Origin of the sequence: Tritonibacter sp. AK171, from assembly GCF_030127025.1 — a bacterium.
GTDB lineage: Bacteria > Pseudomonadota > Alphaproteobacteria > Rhodobacterales > Rhodobacteraceae > Epibacterium > Epibacterium mobile.
Map to the genome: position 1 here is coordinate 429280 of NZ_CP126134.1, position 16655 is coordinate 445934.

A 16655-nucleotide genomic window follows, 5' to 3' on the forward strand; every position below is an offset into this window, starting at 1 on the left:
CCGTTTTGGTTCGGAGCGATCATAGACGACCAGAAAAGCGGGTCCAGCGTGAATCACAAAATCGTCAGTTTGCCGCCGGGGTTATACTTTGTCGCAACTCCCATCGGCACCGCACGCGACATTACTCTGCGCGCCCTTGACGTGCTGGCCTCTGCCGACGTCATCGCGGCAGAGGATACGCGTTCGATGCGTAAACTCCTTGAAATCCACGGGGTGCCTCTCGGGGATCGTCCAGTGGTTGCCTATCACGATCACTCTGGCGCTGCCGCGCGTGCACGCCTGATGGCGGACCTCGCCGCGGGCAAATCGGTGGCCTATGCATCTGAAGCGGGCATGCCGATGATCGCCGATCCGGGCTATGACCTCAGTCGCGAGGCCGCGCAGGCGGGCCATCTGGTGACGGCCGCACCGGGTGCGTCTGCAGCACTTTGCGCACTGACGCTGGCAGGCCTGCCAACAGATGCGTTTTTCTTTGCAGGTTTTTTGCCCAATGCCAGCGGCGCGCGGCGTAAGCGCCTGGAAGAGGTGGCGAATATTCCCGGCACCTTGGTGTTTTACGAATCACCCAAACGCGTTGCGGCCTCGCTTTTGGATATGGCGGAGGTCCTTGGCGGGCGTGAGGCGGCGCTGTGCCGTGAGCTTACCAAAAAATTCGAAGAGGTGCGCCGGGGAACGCTCTCGGATCTCGCGACAGGGCTTGCCGAAGCCCCGGTGAAAGGTGAAATCGTAATCCTTGTGGACCGGCAGCGAGAAGCTGCAACCAGCGCTGCTGATCTGGAGGCCGATCTGCGCGCGGCCCTGCGTGATAATTCGGTCAAGGATGCAGCCGCGATTGTGGCCGAGGCGCATGGCGAGCCACGCCGCAAGATCTATCAACAAGCGTTGCAGATCGCACGCGAGAGCTGAGGGCGGAGATCATGGGACAGGGCGGGCAGGCGCGAGGGCAGAGGTCTCATATCGCGGGTGCCGCTGCCGAGGAGATTGCCACCCGTGCCTATCTCGCCCGTGGATATGCTTTGGCCGAAACGCGCTGGCGTGGCCCTCATGGCGAGATCGACCTGATCTTTAGAAATGGTGAAGAGGTCATCTTTGCCGAGGTGAAATCCAGCTCCACCCGTGATCGCGCTGCTGCCCGCATTTTGCCTGCGCAAATGCAGCGGGTGATGGCAAGCGCGGCCGCTTTTCTGGATGGCGAACCCAAGGGCCAGCTCACTGAGACGCGCCTTGATGTGGTGTTGGTCTGGGGGGCGGGTGACGTGGAAATTATCGAAAATGCCTATGGCCATGGCTGAGCCATTGAACATGGCTAAAGCCTGCGCCATGTATCGGTGGTGAAACAAGGGACACATGTTATGAAAATTGCCTTTCAGATGGACCCGATCATGGGCGTCGACATTAACGCCGACAGCAGCTTTCGCCTTGCCGAAGAAGCGCAAAAGCGTGGTCACGAGCTGTTTTACTATGGCCCCGATCAGCTGGCCTATCAGGAAGGGCGCATCACCGCGCGCGGTCATGACATGGTCGTACAACGTGTGGCTGGCACCCCGGCTAAGCTAGGTGAACTCCGCGAGGTCGATCTGGCGGAGTTCGATGTTGTCTGGCTGCGTCAGGACCCGCCGTTTGACATGCATTACATCACCTCGACGCATCTGTTGGATCGGCTGAAGGACGACGTGCTTGTGGTCAACGATCCCTTCTGGGTGCGCAACTACCCGGAAAAACTGCTGGTTCTGGACTTCCCTGAGCTGACACCGCCAACCACGATCGCGCGCGATCTCGACACCATCAAGGCGTTCAAGGCCAAACATGGCGATGTGATTCTGAAGCCGCTTTACGGCAACGGCGGGGCGGGTGTGTTCCGGCTGGATGCCAATGATCGCAACCTGTCGTCGCTGCATGAACTGTTCACTGGTTTCAGCCGCGAGCCGCTGATTGTGCAGAAATTCCTGCCCGATGTGTCCAATGGCGACAAGCGGGTGATCCTCGTGGATGGCGAGCCGGTGGGGGCGATCAACCGCGTGCCCGCTGCGGGTGAAACACGCTCCAACATGCATGTGGGCGGACGGCCTGAGAAAATTGGCCTGACCGACCGTGATCTTGAAATCTGTGCCACGATTGGCCCGCTCCTGAAGGAACGGGGGCAAGTGTTTGTGGGCATCGACGTCATTGGCGATTACCTGACCGAAATCAACGTGACTTCGCCCACTGGCATTCAGGAGTTGGAGCGGTTCAACGGCATCAATATCGCTGAAAAGGTCTGGGAGGCCATTGAGGCACGTGTTGCGTGAGCCGCGCACTTAACCTGTTGGTGGCAGGGCTGCGCCATCTGGTGCGGCCCCGGTTGCAGCGTGTCAAAGGGCCAGAAGAGGCGCGCGCATCGTTTGAGCGCACCGCACGTCTGGTGTTTCAAACGCCGCCATACCTGTGCCATATCGCGGATCGCGCGGGGCTGGATCGTATCCGGTGTGGTCCCTGCACGCCGGGTAAAATCATCCTTTACTTTCATGGCGGTGGCTATATTGCCGGAAGCCCTAAAAGCCACGCGGCGATGCTGGGCCGGCTCTCGCGGCTTTCTGGGCTAGAGGTCTGCGCCCCGGATTATCCGCTCGCGCCAGAGCACCCCGCCCCGGCGGCCTTTGACGCAGCCGTTGCGGCGTTGGCGCATTTGATCGCATCGGGGTATGCACCCTCTGATGTGGTGATTGGCGGGGATTCCGCAGGGGGCGGGCTGGCACTGGCGCTGCTGTCGCATCTGTGCCGCGCGGGCACGCCGCCAGCGGCCCTGTTTGCCATGTCGCCGTGGTGTGATCTGACCCTGAGTGGCGAGAGCCTGACCCGCAATGCAGACCGTGATCCTTTTCTGCCGGTCGCGCGCATCAGAGAGCTGGTGGATTATGTGGTTCCAGCGGGCATGCAGCCTGCTGATCCGCGAGTGTCGCCCCTATTTGCCGCGTTTCCCGACTGTCCGCCGGTTCTGCTACAGTATGGGGAAACCGAAATCCTGTTTGATGATTGTCGCCGCATGGCGGAGCATCTGCGCGGATCTGGTGCAGATGTCTCAGAGTATCTGCACCCCACAGCGCCCCATGTCTGGCATCTGTTTGATGGTTGGATTCCTGAGGCGCGCAGGTCGCTTTGCGATATTGCCTATTTCGCCCGCATGAACCTCTAGGCTCTGATCTCAGCGCGGCAAGCGATACGAGAGGGCCTCGGCGACGTGATCACGCGCGATCTGGGGCGCGCCGTCAAGATCGGCGATGGTACGGGCGACCCGCAGCACCCGGTGATACCCCCGCGCGCTGAGACCGAAATGTTCGGAGGCCTGCATCATGAGTGCGCGACTGTCGTCTTGGAGTTGAGCGGCATCTTCCAGAACGCGTCCTTCGGCGTCGGCATTCACACTCGTCCCGTCACAAGCCGCATATCGCTCTGCCTGTATGGCGCGGGCCTGTGCCACCCGCTGTGCGACAGTTGCCGAGCTTTCGCCGGGGCGGCTGCGTTCCAGATCGGCAAAGGCCACGGGCTCTACCTCTATGCGAAGATCGAACCTATCCATCAGCGGGCCGGAGATGCGCCCCATGTAATCCGCTCCGCAGCTTGGTGCGCGGGGGCAGGCGCGGGAAGGGTCGGTCATGTAGCCACACCGACAGGGATTGGCGGCGGCCACCAGCATGAAACGGCTCGGATAGCGCACATGCGCATTGGCCCGCGCGACCATCACATCTCCTGTTTCCAGAGGCTGGCGCAGGGTTTCCAGAACGGCGCGGGCAAATTCGGGTAACTCATCCAGAAACAAGACGCCATTGTGCGCAAGGCTGATTTCGCCCGGTTGTGCCCGCCGCCCCCCGCCAACGATGGCCGCCATAGAGGCCGTATGATGCGGCGCCCGATAGGGGCGAGCGCGGCTGACTCCTCCGGCCTCGATCAGACCGCAAATGGAGTGGATCATCGATGTTTCCAGCGCCTCTTGCGGGGTGAGCGGTGGCAGGATCGATGGCAGGCGCGCGGCCATCATGGATTTCCCAGCCCCCGGTGGACCACTCATCAGCAGATGGTGGCGCCCTGCAGCGGCGATTTCCAGTGCGCGCCGTGCAACCTCTTGCCCTTTGACGTCCGACAGATCCTTGTCGGGTGGGCCATCAATGACCTCGCCCGGCTGTGCAGGTGTAATCACGCCCTGTCCGGTGAAATGGCGGATCAATTCCGACAGGGAGGCCGCGCCGATGACTGTTGCGGCCTCGACCCAAGCGGCCTCCGCGCTCGACCCTTTCGGGCACAGGAGCGTGCGGTCCTGCTCCGCGGCGGCGAGGGCTGCGGGCAGTGCGCCGGTGATTGCAACCAGCGTTCCGTCCAGCGACAGCTCTCCAAGCGAGAGGGTCTCATTGGCCGCCTCGGGGGGCAGTATTTCAAGGGCTGCGAGCAGGGCGACCGCAATGGGTAGGTCGAAATGGCTGCCCTCTTTGGGCAGATCCGCAGGGGATAGGTTGATGGTGATCCGCTTCGACGGCAAGGCAATCGACATCACCGCCAGTGCTGAACGCACACGATCACGCGCCTCGCTTACTGCCTTGTCCGGAAGCCCCACGATGGAAAAGGCCGGAAGCCCCGGTGCCACAGCGCATTGCACCTCCACCGGGCAGGCCTCAACACCCTGAAATGCAACAGTTTGTGCGCGTGAAATCATAGCTGCCCCCGGAGAAATCTCGGATGAGATCCTCAAGGGACAGCATTGGAAATCGTGGTTACTGATTGGTTAAGGGTGGCGTGAAGTCTCCGCGAAATCGTGCAGGGTGAATGTCAGAGCGCCCATGGCTTGCGGTCCAGATCCAGCAGATAGGGCTCCGGATCATACCGCACCTCGCGTGCGGCCTCTTGCCACGACAGCACGGCTGGATCGCTCAGGAGGTTGATGCAATAGGCGCGGGTCGCGTCAGAGACTGGCAGATCATAGCCAATGATCCGTGCCGCAACAGGGGTGTAGAACACCTCTGACAGGCTATATGCGCCAAAGAGCGGCCCGGTTGCGTGACCAGATATCTTGCGCGCATGTGCGAAAAGCGCCTCGATCCGCCGCAGGTCTGCCAAAACCGCCTCAGACGGCTGAAAACCTTGCCATATATGGCTGAGTTGCATGGGGCAGGCACTGCGCAGGGCGCTGAACCCTGCGGCCATCTCAGCACAAAGCCAGCGCGCGGTGGCGCGGCTCGTGGCATCTTGCGGCCACAAGCCCGCGTCCGGGTGGCGCTCCGCGAGGGTTTCGGCCATCGCCATCGTTTCGCCAACCACCATGCCATCAGGCAACTTCAGGGTGGGCACGAGGCGCGCCGGGGCGAGGTCCGCGAGATCCTGCGCCATGGTTCCAGAATAAAGCCCCACAAGCTGCGCGTCATAGGGCAGCGAGAACTTCTCGAGCATGAGCCAGCCGCGCAAAGACCAGCTGGAATACATGCGATCACCGATGTAGAGTGTATATGTCATGGAGCTAGGATAGCCGTGTGTTCGCCATCAGAATAACTAATGTTTGTTGCGCAATATATCACAAAATTTGATTTATATCGCCTGCACGCCAGCCCTCAACGCTATGATAAATCTGACTCAGGGAGAGGTTGTCGATTTTCTGCGCAAAGGCCTCGGTCGCGGTCAAACGGGAGGCCCGTTGCACCTGACAGAGGATCTGACCGAAATGTCCGACGACGATGATGTCTTGTCCTCTGTGATGTTGGGCAAGCGTATCAAACTGATGTGATACACGCCGCATCAGCGCGTTCCAGCTCTCGCCATTAGGGGGGGCTATGTCACCCGGCTGTTCCCAAAAGGCGCGAATGTGATCAGGGCTTTCGGCGTCGATGTCTTTCCAGCGGCGCAATTCCCAATCGCCAAAGTGCATTTCGCGCAGATCGGGTGCATGGGGAAGGCGGTGACGCTTGCCCTGAATCGCATCAGCGGTGGCAACCGCACGGTCGAGGTCAGAAGAGATCACCAAAGCCTCACTTGGCAAGCTGTCTGACAGCCGTCTGAGCGCCTCGGTATCCGACAAATCTGCGGGCACATCAGACCATCCCACCATGCATTTTGCATGGGTCGGGCCGTGGCGTATCATGTGGAAACGGGTGATCACAACGCGCCTTTCAACACCATGGGTAAGCCTGCCGCTACCATCACCACGCAGTCGGCTTTTGCAGCAAGCGCGATGTTCAAACGTCCTTGCGCCTCACGGAAACGACGCGCCAAGGCATTTTCGGGAACGATCCCAAGACCGGTTTCATTTGTTACCACAATCACCTCTGCCGGGCATGTCTCAATTGCAGACAGAAGGCGGTCTGTTTCCTCTTCCAATTTATGCTCAGCTATCAAATGATTAGTCAGCCACATCGTCGCACAGTCCATAAGGACTACATCCTTTGGTTGAGTATTCTCAAAGGCTGTCGCTGCGGTATAAGGGTCTTCGATTGTGGTCCAGTCGGGGCCGCGTTGAGTAAGGTGGCGCGCGACTTTCTCTTTCATTTCAAGGTCAAATATTTGTGAAGTCGCCCAGTAAATTTTGTTTTTGCCTGTTTTAACACAGGCTTGCTCGGCGAATGCGGACTTTCCCGAGGCGGCACCACCGAGAATAATTGTGACTTTGCTGGCCAAGTTGGTTATCCTCAAAGTTGTAAGCATACTGCGCGTCGCGCCGACAGATGCGGCCGCTCAGGTAATTTGCATTCCTACTGTTCACCGGGATGCGATGGGCATCTTTCAAAGATCCGGCACATTTATTTTTGAACCAAAGCCCGCCCTCACACGTTGTCAACGTAGTTCTTAGAACAGGGAGTTTAAAATGGCACTGGACGAGACCACCGAAAACCCCCTCCCGAAGCGGGCGATGAAAGCCGAGCTTCTGGATGCAGAGACAGAGTTGGCCTTGGCCTACGCCTGGCGGGATCATCAGGATGTGCAGGCGCTGCATCGCCTGATCACGGCTTACATGCGGCTTGCGGTCTCGATGGCCTCAAAGTTCCGTCGTTACGGTGCGCCGATGAACGATCTGATCCAAGAGGCGGGGCTGGGCCTGATGAAGGCTGCGGAGAAATTCGATCCCGACCGTGGGGTGCGCTTCTCGACATATGCGGTCTGGTGGATCAAAGCATCGATTCAGGACTATGTGATGCGGAACTGGTCGATGGTGCGCACAGGGTCGACATCATCGCAGAAGTCACTGTTTTTCAACATGCGCCGCGTGCAAGCGCAGCTCGAACGCGAAGCGGAGAGTGATGGCGTGGAATTGGATCGCCACAAGCTGCACCAGATGGTTGCCGAAGAAATCGGCGTGCCCCTGCGCGATGTCGAGATGATGGATGGTCGCCTTGCGGGTGCGGATTTTTCGCTGAACGCTGTGCAATCAGCAGATGAGGACGGGCGCGAATGGATCGACGCGCTGGAAGATGACAGCGAGCAGGCGGCCGAGCGCGTCGCGGCAGATCATGATCGCAGACAGCTGCGTGAGTGGCTGGTGACGGCGCTCAACGGGCTGAATGAACGTGAACGCTTCATCGTGCGCGAGCGTAAGCTGCGCGAGGAGTCCCGCACGCTCGAAAGTCTCGGGAATGAGCTTGGCCTGTCCAAAGAGCGCGTCCGCCAACTGGAGGCGGCGGCATTCCTCAAGATGAGAAAGAGCCTTGAAGGTCAGTCGCGTGAGGTGCAGAACTTTCTCGCATGAGAATACCGAATTTTAAGGGCGGACCCCAGGGTCTGCAATTTAGTCTGGCAGCAGTCGCAATTGCTCTTCTGCCCTATACATTCGCTGCAAACGCCGGGCAAAACCCTGATTTGGCAGCCGTTATAGAGAAGGCCAAGCAAGCCGATATCGTCCTGCTTGGCGAAGTTCATGACAATCCGGCGCATCATCTGGTGCAGGCTGAGGTCATTGCCGCGATCAATCCGGTTGCTGTGGTCTGGGAGATGCTGACGCAGGAACAGGCGGAGCTGTTGAACCCAGAGGTGCTCGCTCAACCGGCGCAACTGGGCGAGGTGCTGGGGTGGGCTGAAAGTGGCTGGCCAGAGTTTTCTATGTATCAGCCGATCTTTGTCGCCTCTCCCGCAGCGCAACATTGGGGGGCGGCGGTGCCACGATCAGAGGCGCGCGCTGCGGTGGCAAAGGGCGGTGTGGCCTATTTTGGCCAAGAAGACGCAGCCCGCTTTGGGCTAGACATGGCCTTGTCAGAAGACGAGCAATCCGAACGTGAGGCCGACCAACAAGCCGCGCATTGTAATGCGCTGCCGCATGATCTCTTGCCCGGTATGGTCGAGGTTCAGCGGCTTCGGGATGCATCACTGGCGCGGGCCGCGCTCCGGGCACATGAGGGTGCGGACAATGCCAAAGCGGGGCCAGTGGTGATCGTGACGGGAAATGGTCATGCAAGACTGGATCGCGGCGCGGCGGTCTATCTGCGCTATGCAGTGCCGGAGCTTTCGGTGTTCTCCCTCGGCCAGGCGGAGGATGGACAGGTCGATGGAACCTTTGATGTGGTGATCCCATCCGATCCGGTGGCGCGCCCGGACCCTTGCGCGGCCTTCAACTGATGCACAGAGGCATGTGAGGCAGTGTTTGCCCTTGCACATCCGATTAACTAGGGTGGGCGAGGGCGTTTGTTTTGCCCGGAAAATCCAAACACCGAGGGCGTATCATGCTGTCAGGAAAACACATTCTGCTGATTATTGGCGGCGGGATCGCGGCCTATAAATCGCTGGAGTTGATCCGGCGGCTGCAAGAACAGGGCGCGCGTGTGACGCCTGTTCTGACCCGCGCTGGCGAGGAGTTTGTAACACCTTTGTCGGTCTCGGCGCTTGCGGGGTCTGCGGTGCACCGGGATCTGTTTGACCTGACTGCAGAAGCGGAGATGGGGCACATCCAACTGTCGCGCAGCGCGGATCTATTGGTGGTGGCCCCGGCGACTGCGGATCTGATGGCAAAGATGGCACAGGGGCATGCGAACGATCTGGCCTCGACGCTGCTGCTGGCGACCGACACGCCGGTGCTGCTGGCGCCTGCAATGAATGTGCGCATGTGGGAGCATCCGGCAACCCAACGCAATCTGGCGCAGCTCCGGGCCGATGGGGTTCAGGTTGTCGGCCCCAATGACGGGGGCATGGCCTGTGGTGAATACGGCCCCGGCAGGCTTGCGGAGCCGGATGAAATCGTCCGCACCATCGCTGCGCAGCTTCAGGCCGGGCCGCTTAAGGGGAAGCGTATTATCGTCACATCCGGCCCGACCCATGAGCCGATTGATCCAGTGCGCTACATCGCCAACCGATCCTCTGGGGCGCAAGGGACAGCGGTGGCCCGTGCTCTGCAGGCATTGGGTGCGGAAGTGGTGTTTATCACGGGCCCGGCAACGGTGCGCCCTCCTGAGGGGGTCCAGGTGGTGCCTGTCGAAACCGCGCGTGAGATGCAGGCCGCTGTGGATGCGGCATTGCCTGCGGATGCGGGCGTTTTTGCCGCTGCGGTAGCGGATTGGCGCGTGGCATCTGCGTCGGATCGCAAGCTCAAGAAAACCAAGGACGGGATGCCGCGTCTGGAATTTGCCGAAAACCCAGACATCCTGCGCGATGTCTCGACCCGTGCCGAAGGGCGGCCCGGTCTGGTGGTTGGATTTGCAGCGGAAACCAACGATGTGGTGGAGCACGCCACGGCAAAAAGGCTTCGTAAAGGCTGCGATTGGATCGTCGCCAATGATGTATCTCCTGCGACGGGAATCATGGGGGGGGCGGAAAATGCAGTGGTTCTGATCACTGCTGATGGGGCGCAGCATTGGCCGCGGATGCCAAAAGAGCAGGTGGCAGCGCGTCTGGCCGAAAAAATCTGCAATGCGCTGTCCTCGCCAATCTCGGGGAATTGACAACATTAAAATTGCAAAGCCTTCAATCGGAATTGCCGGATATACCCTTTAGGCATGGTTTGTGCGTGAAACTTGTGCCTTCGCTTTTTACGCTCGAGCGATAGGGAATTAAGCGATTAAGAGGTAAAACAACCTCCAGATGATCAGAAAAGATCATATCGGAGGTTTCGCAGGTGATGAGCAGCAAAGTTAAATCCCTCTACCCAAGCGGGCTGACCCCCATTTGGGGCGCAAACTGATGGCACTGGCAGATCGTGACATTCTAGTGTTGGAAGATGACATACTGCTCGGCCAGCTATTGTGTAACATGATACGCATGTACCGCATTGGTCTGCCGCATCTGTCGCTCAGTGAGGTTGATGCCTGCCAGATGATGCGTGAGCGTGATTTTCACATTTGCTTCTTAGGGCTTCGGCTTCGGACGGGCGTGTGCGAACGTGCTGTGGCACTGGCCAACGCCAAGAGAATTCCCACTTTGCTGATGGCGGATGCAGAAGGTCTTGAGCCGCTCTCCATCCAACCGCAACGGGGCTTGGTAGTTCAAAAACCCGCCAGCGAAGAGATGATCCGCGATGCGGCCGCGGCGCTCCTGATGCAAGAAGCAGTGCGCTGACGCATTGAGCTCTTTGAGGTAGATTTTTGAACCACAAATGATTTTCACTCGCCACCCAGCGTGCTAGCGTGGTTGAGAAGTGGCAGTCGTAATTTTTCCAAAGTTGTTATTGTAGCGCCCGAGAAATACCGAGGCCTTTTCAAGGCTTGCGCACGACAGGCTAGAAAACAAGGTTTCGTCCATGAGGACCCGCAAATGAGCGATCACACTATTCCCTTTATGGTCGGCATTGCCGCCTCGGCTGGCGGTTTGGAGGCTCTTTCAGAGCTGGTGCAGGAGTTGGGAGAGCAGAATTCGGCCTCTTATGTCATTGCCCAGCACATGTCCCCGACACATAAAAGCATGCTGAGCGCATTGATCGCGCGCGAAACCCGGCTGCCAGTGAAGGAACTGACCGCCGAAGAGGACATCTGGCCGGAGGTGAATACCATCTATGTGGTGATGCCCGGTCAGGATGTGGTGATCGCCAAAGGGGGCAAGCTGGGATTGCGGGAACCAGATGCCCAGCGTGGACGTCCCAAACCGCTGGCCGACCGTCTGTTTAAAACCATGGCGGAGGAATACGGCGAAAACTGTGCCGCCATTGTCCTGTCGGGTACTGGCAGCGATGGCAGCTACGGGGTGCGTGCCATTCGTGAGGTGGGTGGGATCACCATTGCGCAGGATCCAGACAGTTCCAAATATTCCGGCATGCCGTCGTCGGCCCTGCAAACCGGATGCGTCGATCTCACGCTCTTGCCGAGCGAAATTGGCGAACATCTGGGCAAGATTCTCTCGCGTCCGCGTGATTTTACCGAACTGCAGGAATTGCACCACAAACCGCACAAACTCTCTGACTTGTTTCAGATCCTGACGGCGCGCACCGGGGTGGATTTTCGGGAGTATAAGGCCTCCACCATCAATCGCCGTATCGCGCGGCGCATGCTTGCATTGGGTTTTTCCGAATATAACGCCTATGTGGATTTCTGCCGCCGTGATCTGGCGGAGGTCGATGCGCTCTACAAAGATCTGATGATTTCGGTGACGCGGTTCTTTCGCGACCCGCAGCAGTTTGAGGCCCTCAAGTCCAATATCGAGGCTATGGTCTCGAAAATGGACGCTTCTGACCAGCGCACCGTGCGCGTCTGGGTGTCGGGCTGCGCCACCGGTGAAGAGGCCTATTCGGTTGCAATCCTCTTTTTGGAGGCGATGGGGGGGCTGGAAAAAGTGGCGCAACGCCGCCTGCAGGTGTTTGCCACCGATATCGACCAGCAGGCATTGGATGTGGCGCGGCGGGGGGAGTATCCGATCTCTGCGGTCAGCGACATCCCGGACGAACTGGTGGATCGCTACTTTGTTGAGCGTACCGAAACCATTGAGGTCAAAAAGGCGCTGCGGGCATTTGTTCTGTTTTCACGCCACAATGTCATTCAGGATCCGCCGTTTACCAATCTTGACTGCATCAGCCTGCGCAACCTGTTGATCTATTTCAATGGCACCCTTCAGGATAAGGTGCTGGCGCGGGTTGGATATGCTCTGGTTCCAGATGGTCTGTTGTTTTTGGGCGCCGCCGAGACCGTGGGGTCGATGGAAAACATCTTTGAGCCCACCACCCCCTCCGACCGGATTTACCGCAAGCGTGCAATGACGCGCAAACCGGCGTTGCAGTCTTTTCTGGAAGAGACTTCTCCGCGCCCTGCGCAAGAGCAGACTTCGGTTCGTTTCTTGTCGGATAAGAACCGGCATCACGGCTCGACCCGCCAGTTTGATAGCCTGATCCGGGTGCTTGCACCCAACGGGTTCCTTGCGAGTTCGACGGGGGCGATCCTGCGGATTATTGGCGATATTTCTTATGTGACGGCGCTTACGGAAAGCTCGGGGCTGCAAGTCGATCTGAAGATCCTGATTCCGTCCCTGCGCAGCGAAGCCTCTAGCCTCATCAACGTCGCGCTGCGGTCTCGTGGTGTGCGCAGTGGGCAATGGCACCCGTTGCCTCGGTCCGATCATGAACAGGTGCGCCTGACCTGCTATCCGATTGCCGCGCCCAGTGATGGTGACGGCGATGGGGCCAGCGTCGTGCTGATCGCGGTGGAGACCCGGATCAAGGAAGAGCAAACCGCAAGCCCCGAACATCTCGACCCGCAAGAGCAGGACCGCTACATCCGTCAGATAGAGGATGAGGTGATTTCGACCCGCGAAGCGTTGCAGCAAACCATCGAAGAGTTACAGACCGCAAATGAGGAACTGCAGTCCGTCAACGAGGAAATGCAGGCTGCGAATGAGGAATTGCAATCCACCAACGAGGAGCTTGAGACCTCGAATGAGGAATTGCAGTCCACCAACGAGGAACTGATCACCGTCAACGAGGAAATTCAGGTCAACTCAACCGAAATCCAGCATGTGAGTGCGGAATTGACCGCTGTGTTGCGCGCCAATCCCTTTGTCATGATCGTGGTGGATCAGGCGTTGCAGGTTCGGCATGCATCAAGGCAGGCCATGACCATGTTTGAACTGGATTCGTTGCCAAAATCCGGCATTCACATCAGCCAATGTGCGCCGGTGGAGGGGCTGCCAGATCTGACATCCCGGATTTCGCAGGTGTTTCGCTCCAGCGCACCGCTGGTCGAAAACGCTGAATTTGGTGGGGAAAACCACGAGATGACCTTTACGCCGTTCCGCCAAAAGGACGGCCGAGAACTGATTGGTGTCGCCGTTACTATCGTCTGAGGTCGCGCGTGAAAGCTGTCGCGTGCGAGGATGTGCGGCAGCTTTAAGAACCATGTGGCAATTGCCTGCCGTTCCGGGGCATAAACGCTGCGCACAGGTGGGCGAGACAGGCCCATATGACGCAAGCGTAAGAAGGATAGCCCCATGACTGCAGCGCCCTTTGCGGTAGAAGTGAAAATCATCGACCCGCGTATTCGGGACTGGGGAATGCCCAGCTATCAGACCGAAGGCTCTGCGGCGATTGATCTCTTTGCCTGTATCGACGCCCCAATGGAGATCGCCGCACAAGCGCCCGCTGTTCTGATCCCGTCTGGGCTAGCGTTTTACATGGGCGACAATGCCTGCGCAGCCCTTGTGATGCCGCGTTCGGGTCTTGGTCACAAGAAGGGTCTGGTGATGGGCAATAACGTCGGGTTGATTGACGCCGACTACACCGGACAAGTGTTTATCAGCGCATGGAACCGGAACCCACCGGGCACCGATGCCATCCGTATTGAGCCGGGCGAACGCATCGCGCAGCTGATGTTTGTGCCAGTTCTGCGTGCAACCTTGAATGAGGTTGAAGACTTCTCTGACAGCACCGAGCGTGGGGCCGGGGGCTTTGGTTCCACCGGTGCCGGAGCCAAGCCGGTATGATTCTGGTCCTCGGGCTTGCTGGGCTGATCTGGTGGGGCGGTCGTCTGGTCGGTTTCTCCCGCCCAATGCGCATGGCGCTGCTGGCGCTGCTTTATGTGGCGGTCTTGCTTATTCAGCTCACCTTGCCTGAGGGCAGTCCGCTGCGTGAAGCGACCGGCGGTTCTGCCAGTCTGTGGCTGATCTTGGGTGGGGTTGGTGTTATCGTGGCGCTTTATACTGCGGTGTTGAAGCGCCTGCGCCAACGTGTCGAAGCCAATGACAACACCCCGGAGACGGACAAATCCGAGGCTCCTTTTCGTGATGTAGAACTGGACCGTTATGCGCGCCATATTGTGCTGCGCGAAGTGGGCGGTCTGGGGCAAAAACGTCTGAAGGATGCAAAGGTTCTGGTGATCGGAGCCGGGGGGCTGGGCGCACCGGCGCTTCAGTATCTCGCGGCAGCGGGTGTCGGCACCATCGGGGTGATCGACGACGATGTGGTGGAAAACGCCAATCTGCAGCGACAGATTATTCATCGCGACCAAGACATCGGTATGCCAAAGGTCTTTTCCGCGCAGGCTGCGATGGAGGCGCAGAACCCCTTTGTTGAGGTGCGTCCCTATCATCGCCGCCTCAGCGACGAACTGGCGGCGGAACTTTTTGCTGACTATGATCTGATCCTCGACGGGACAGACAATTTCGCCACCAGATATCTCGCCAACCGCACGGCGGTTGCTCAGAAAAAACCGCTGATTTCGGGCGCGCTGTCGCAATGGGAGGGTCAGATTTCCGTCTTTGATCCTGTCATAGGTGGCCCTTGCTATCAATGCGTCTTCCCTGAAAGCCCCGCAGAAGGTCTCGCACCGAGCTGCGCCGAAGCAGGCGTGATTGGACCTTTGCCCGGCGTATTGGGCGCAATGATGGCTGTGGAGGCCGTGAAACAGATCACTGGCGCCGGAGAGGTCTTGCGCTCACAGATGTTGATCTATGATGGTCTCTATGGTGAAACCCGCCGGATAGCGCTGAAAGCGCGTGCCGATTGTCCGATTTGTGGACCCCATAATGGCAACCCGGCCCCGACAGGAGAAAACTGATTATGACCCGCACCCTTGCCCTGAGCGCCCTTGCGACGGCGATCTTTGCCACTGGCGCTTTTGCCGCTGATCTGCCGGATCTTGAGGGGCGTGAGGTCGTATTCGCGACCGAAAACACCTATCCGCCGTTGCAGTTCATTGACCCAAACAGCGGTGAGGCCATCGGCTGGGAATATGACGCCGTCGCTGAGATCGCTCAGCGGCTGAACATGACCGTGGTCTATGAAAACACCAGCTGGGATGCGATGATCCCGGCGATCACCGCGAGCCAATACGACATCGCCATGAATGGCATCACCATTCGCGACGACCGTAAGGAAAAGGTGGATTTTTCCGACAGTTACCTGACCTCGCAGATGCGTATGATCGTGGCAGGTGATGAGGATCGGTTCGCCGATGCTGCGAGTTTTGCAGCCGACGAGGACCTGCTGGCCGCGGCCCAGCCCGGCACCACGCCCTTTTATGTGACCGTCTATGATGTGTTGGATGGCGATGAGGCCAATCCGCGTATCAAGTTGTTTGAGACTTTCGGCGCCTCGCTGCAGGCCTTGCGCGCTGGTGATGTTGATCTGGCGCTCTCGGACAGCACTGCTGCTGCCGGGGTGGTCGCCGCCTCTGATGGGGCGTTCAAAATCGTGGGTGAACCGCTCGGCACCGAAGATTTCGGTTTTATTTTCCCCAAAGGCAGCGATCTGGTCGAACCCGTGAATGCGGCGCTGGCAGAAATGAAAGCGGACGGCACGCTTGATGCGCTCAACAAGAAATGGTTCCTCGACTACAAGATGGGCCAATAAGAGCCTCTCTTTTTGAATTTTAATACCGCCCCGGCCAGACAGTAGGCCGGGGTTTGTCGTGACAGGGCAAGCACATGACCAATCGCCACAAGCGCGAAGACAAAGAAGATTTCCCGTGGTGGCTGGTGGCCGTCGGGCTGACGGCGCTCTATCTGGGCATTGAGGTTGCGCGCAGCGATGTCTACGCCCAGATCATGAACACGCTCTGGCGTGGTGTGGGGATCACCGTCTTTGTGACGGTTGTGAGCTTCTTTTCGGCCTCAGTTCTGGGTATGGCGCTGGCGCTGGGCGCAGATTCACGCTGGCTTGTGCTGCGTCAGATTTGCCGGTTCTACGTCGAAGTGGTGCGCGGCGTGCCGATCATCGTGCTGTTGCTTTATGTGGCCTTTGTGCTGGCACCGGCCCTGGTGGATCTGCGCAACTGGCTGGGCAGTTTCATCGGGCTGGAAGAGATCCGCACGCGAAACTTCCCGCTGTTGTGGCGCGCTATTGTGGCGCTGATGATCGCCTATTCCGCCTTTATCGCTGAGGTGTTTCGCGCGGGCCTGCAATCGGTACCCGAAGGTCAGGTCGAGGCTGCAAAGGCGCTGGGTCTCAACTGCTGGCAGCGGTTCCGGTTCATTGTATTTCCGCAGGCGATCCGCACGATCCTGCCGCCGCTTGGCAATGATTTTGTGGCGCTGGTCAAGGATTCCTCGCTGGTGTCCGTGCTCGGTGTTCTTGACATCACCCAGCTGGGCAAGGTCACGGCGGCCAGCAATTTCCGCTATTTCGAGACCTACAACATGGTGGCGCTGATCTATTTGGCGATGACCATTTCCCTGTCGCTAGGCCTGCGCGCCCTAGAGCGCCATCTGCGCAACAAGCAGGATCAGCGATAGCACGTCAGGCCGTTTTGGCGGCGTAGAAAACCGAAGTGCTGCGGACAGATTGCAGGTCGGAGGGGAAGGCGCTA

Annotated in this window: 17 protein-coding genes; 13 read left to right on the forward strand and 4 right to left on the reverse strand. The window is 58.9% G+C overall.

Annotated elements, in window-relative coordinates; all coding sequences use genetic code 11:
• Nucleotides 1-48: 48 nt before the first annotated feature.
• Genes rsmI through QNI81_RS02060 form a run of 4 tightly spaced genes read left to right on the forward strand, consistent with a single transcriptional unit; the run spans nt 49 to nt 3172 of the window.
• A complete protein-coding gene (rsmI, locus tag QNI81_RS02045) occupies nt 49-906 on the forward strand; it encodes a 16S rRNA (cytidine(1402)-2'-O)-methyltransferase (protein WP_283967196.1) in 858 nt (285 codons plus the stop codon).
• 11 nt (nt 907-917) lie between these two features.
• On the forward strand, nt 918-1292 hold the full coding sequence (locus QNI81_RS02050; protein ID WP_065322319.1) for a YraN family protein: 375 nt from the start codon (nt 918-920) through the stop codon (nt 1290-1292).
• 60 nt (nt 1293-1352) lie between these two features.
• A complete protein-coding gene (gene gshB / locus QNI81_RS02055) occupies nt 1353-2288 on the forward strand; it encodes a glutathione synthase (protein WP_283967197.1) in 936 nt (311 codons plus the stop codon).
• Nucleotides 2285-3172, forward strand: a complete 888-nt coding sequence (locus tag QNI81_RS02060; protein WP_283967198.1) for an alpha/beta hydrolase fold domain-containing protein — start codon at nt 2285-2287, stop codon at nt 3170-3172. The genes gshB and QNI81_RS02060 overlap by 4 nt, the downstream gene beginning before the upstream one ends.
• 9 nt (nt 3173-3181) lie before the next feature.
• On the opposite strand, the gene QNI81_RS02065 is transcribed toward QNI81_RS02060, so the two are convergent.
• The 4 genes from QNI81_RS02065 to cobU all read right to left on the reverse strand — a co-directional run bounded on the left by QNI81_RS02065 (nt 3182) and on the right by cobU (nt 6633).
• Nucleotides 3182-4684 carry a YifB family Mg chelatase-like AAA ATPase gene (locus QNI81_RS02065; protein ID WP_283967199.1) on the reverse strand — a complete coding sequence of 501 codons (1503 nt, stop codon included), beginning with the start codon at nt 4682-4684 and terminating at the stop codon, nt 3182-3184.
• A gap of 113 nt (nt 4685-4797) precedes the next feature.
• Nucleotides 4798-5478: a glutathione S-transferase gene (locus QNI81_RS02070; protein ID WP_283967200.1), complete on the reverse strand. Its 681-nt coding sequence runs from the start codon at nt 5476-5478 to the stop codon at nt 4798-4800.
• A 58-nt stretch (nt 5479-5536) separates the two neighbouring features.
• The gene (locus QNI81_RS02075; protein WP_283967201.1) at nt 5537-6118 is read right to left on the reverse strand and encodes a histidine phosphatase family protein; all 582 of its coding nucleotides are present in this window, start codon (nt 6116-6118) and stop codon (nt 5537-5539) included.
• Complete coding sequence (cobU, locus tag QNI81_RS02080) at nt 6115-6633, reverse strand: bifunctional adenosylcobinamide kinase/adenosylcobinamide-phosphate guanylyltransferase (protein ID WP_283967202.1); 519 nt, start codon at nt 6631-6633, stop codon at nt 6115-6117. The genes QNI81_RS02075 and cobU overlap by 4 nt, the downstream gene beginning before the upstream one ends.
• A 187-nt stretch (nt 6634-6820) precedes the next feature.
• Here cobU and QNI81_RS02085 point away from each other — a divergent pair, with 187 nt between their 5' ends.
• The 9 genes from QNI81_RS02085 to QNI81_RS02125 all read left to right on the forward strand — a co-directional run bounded on the left by QNI81_RS02085 (nt 6821) and on the right by QNI81_RS02125 (nt 16581).
• Nucleotides 6821-7699, forward strand: a complete 879-nt coding sequence (locus tag QNI81_RS02085; RefSeq protein ID WP_005623195.1) for an RNA polymerase factor sigma-32 — start codon at nt 6821-6823, stop codon at nt 7697-7699.
• Nucleotides 7696-8562, forward strand: a complete 867-nt coding sequence (locus QNI81_RS02090; RefSeq protein ID WP_283967203.1) for a ChaN family lipoprotein — start codon at nt 7696-7698, stop codon at nt 8560-8562. Before QNI81_RS02085 ends, QNI81_RS02090 begins: the two co-directional genes overlap by 4 nt.
• A 104-nt stretch (nt 8563-8666) precedes the next feature.
• Entirely contained in the window at nt 8667-9878 is a 1212-nt protein-coding gene (gene coaBC / locus QNI81_RS02095) for a bifunctional phosphopantothenoylcysteine decarboxylase/phosphopantothenate--cysteine ligase CoaBC (RefSeq protein WP_283967204.1), read from the forward strand.
• Between the two features lie 238 nt (nt 9879-10116).
• A complete protein-coding gene (locus QNI81_RS02100) occupies nt 10117-10491 on the forward strand; it encodes a hypothetical protein (protein ID WP_009176474.1) in 375 nt (124 codons plus the stop codon).
• Between the two features lie 195 nt (nt 10492-10686).
• On the forward strand, nt 10687-13197 hold the full coding sequence (locus QNI81_RS02105; RefSeq protein WP_283967205.1) for a CheR family methyltransferase: 2511 nt from the start codon (nt 10687-10689) through the stop codon (nt 13195-13197).
• 144 nt (nt 13198-13341) lie between these two features.
• Nucleotides 13342-13833 carry a dUTP diphosphatase gene (gene dut, locus QNI81_RS02110; protein ID WP_065324781.1) on the forward strand — a complete coding sequence of 164 codons (492 nt, stop codon included), beginning with the start codon at nt 13342-13344 and terminating at the stop codon, nt 13831-13833.
• Nucleotides 13830-14906 carry a HesA/MoeB/ThiF family protein gene (locus QNI81_RS02115; RefSeq protein WP_283967206.1) on the forward strand — a complete coding sequence of 359 codons (1077 nt, stop codon included), beginning with the start codon at nt 13830-13832 and terminating at the stop codon, nt 14904-14906. Before dut ends, QNI81_RS02115 begins: the two co-directional genes overlap by 4 nt.
• A gap of 2 nt (nt 14907-14908) precedes the next feature.
• Nucleotides 14909-15700: a transporter substrate-binding domain-containing protein gene (locus QNI81_RS02120; RefSeq protein WP_283967207.1), complete on the forward strand. Its 792-nt coding sequence runs from the start codon at nt 14909-14911 to the stop codon at nt 15698-15700.
• Nucleotides 15701-15774: 74 nt separating this feature from the next.
• Complete coding sequence (locus tag QNI81_RS02125; protein WP_009176468.1) at nt 15775-16581, forward strand: amino acid ABC transporter permease; 807 nt, start codon at nt 15775-15777, stop codon at nt 16579-16581.
• Nucleotides 16582-16655 lie beyond the last annotated feature (74 nt).

Coding starts and splice junctions, on each gene's coding strand:
- QNI81_RS02090 (WP_283967203.1), top strand. CDS start 7,696: ATGAGAATACCGAATTTTAAGGGCGGACCCCAGGGTCTGCAATTTAGT.
- QNI81_RS02120 (WP_283967207.1), top strand. CDS start 14,909: ATGACCCGCACCCTTGCCCTGAGCGCCCTTGCGACGGCGATCTTTGCC.
- QNI81_RS02065 (WP_283967199.1), bottom strand. CDS start 4,684: ATGATTTCACGCGCACAAACTGTTGCATTTCAGGGTGTTGAGGCCTGC.
- QNI81_RS02100 (WP_009176474.1), top strand. CDS start 10,117: ATGGCACTGGCAGATCGTGACATTCTAGTGTTGGAAGATGACATACTG.
- QNI81_RS02050 (WP_065322319.1), top strand. CDS start 918: ATGGGACAGGGCGGGCAGGCGCGAGGGCAGAGGTCTCATATCGCGGGT.
- dut (WP_065324781.1), top strand. CDS start 13,342: ATGACTGCAGCGCCCTTTGCGGTAGAAGTGAAAATCATCGACCCGCGT.
- QNI81_RS02105 (WP_283967205.1), top strand. CDS start 10,687: ATGAGCGATCACACTATTCCCTTTATGGTCGGCATTGCCGCCTCGGCT.
- QNI81_RS02070 (WP_283967200.1), bottom strand. CDS start 5,478: ATGACATATACACTCTACATCGGTGATCGCATGTATTCCAGCTGGTCT.
- gshB (WP_283967197.1), top strand. CDS start 1,353: ATGAAAATTGCCTTTCAGATGGACCCGATCATGGGCGTCGACATTAAC.
- QNI81_RS02115 (WP_283967206.1), top strand. CDS start 13,830: ATGATTCTGGTCCTCGGGCTTGCTGGGCTGATCTGGTGGGGCGGTCGT.
- coaBC (WP_283967204.1), top strand. CDS start 8,667: ATGCTGTCAGGAAAACACATTCTGCTGATTATTGGCGGCGGGATCGCG.
- QNI81_RS02085 (WP_005623195.1), top strand. CDS start 6,821: ATGGCACTGGACGAGACCACCGAAAACCCCCTCCCGAAGCGGGCGATG.
- QNI81_RS02125 (WP_009176468.1), top strand. CDS start 15,775: ATGACCAATCGCCACAAGCGCGAAGACAAAGAAGATTTCCCGTGGTGG.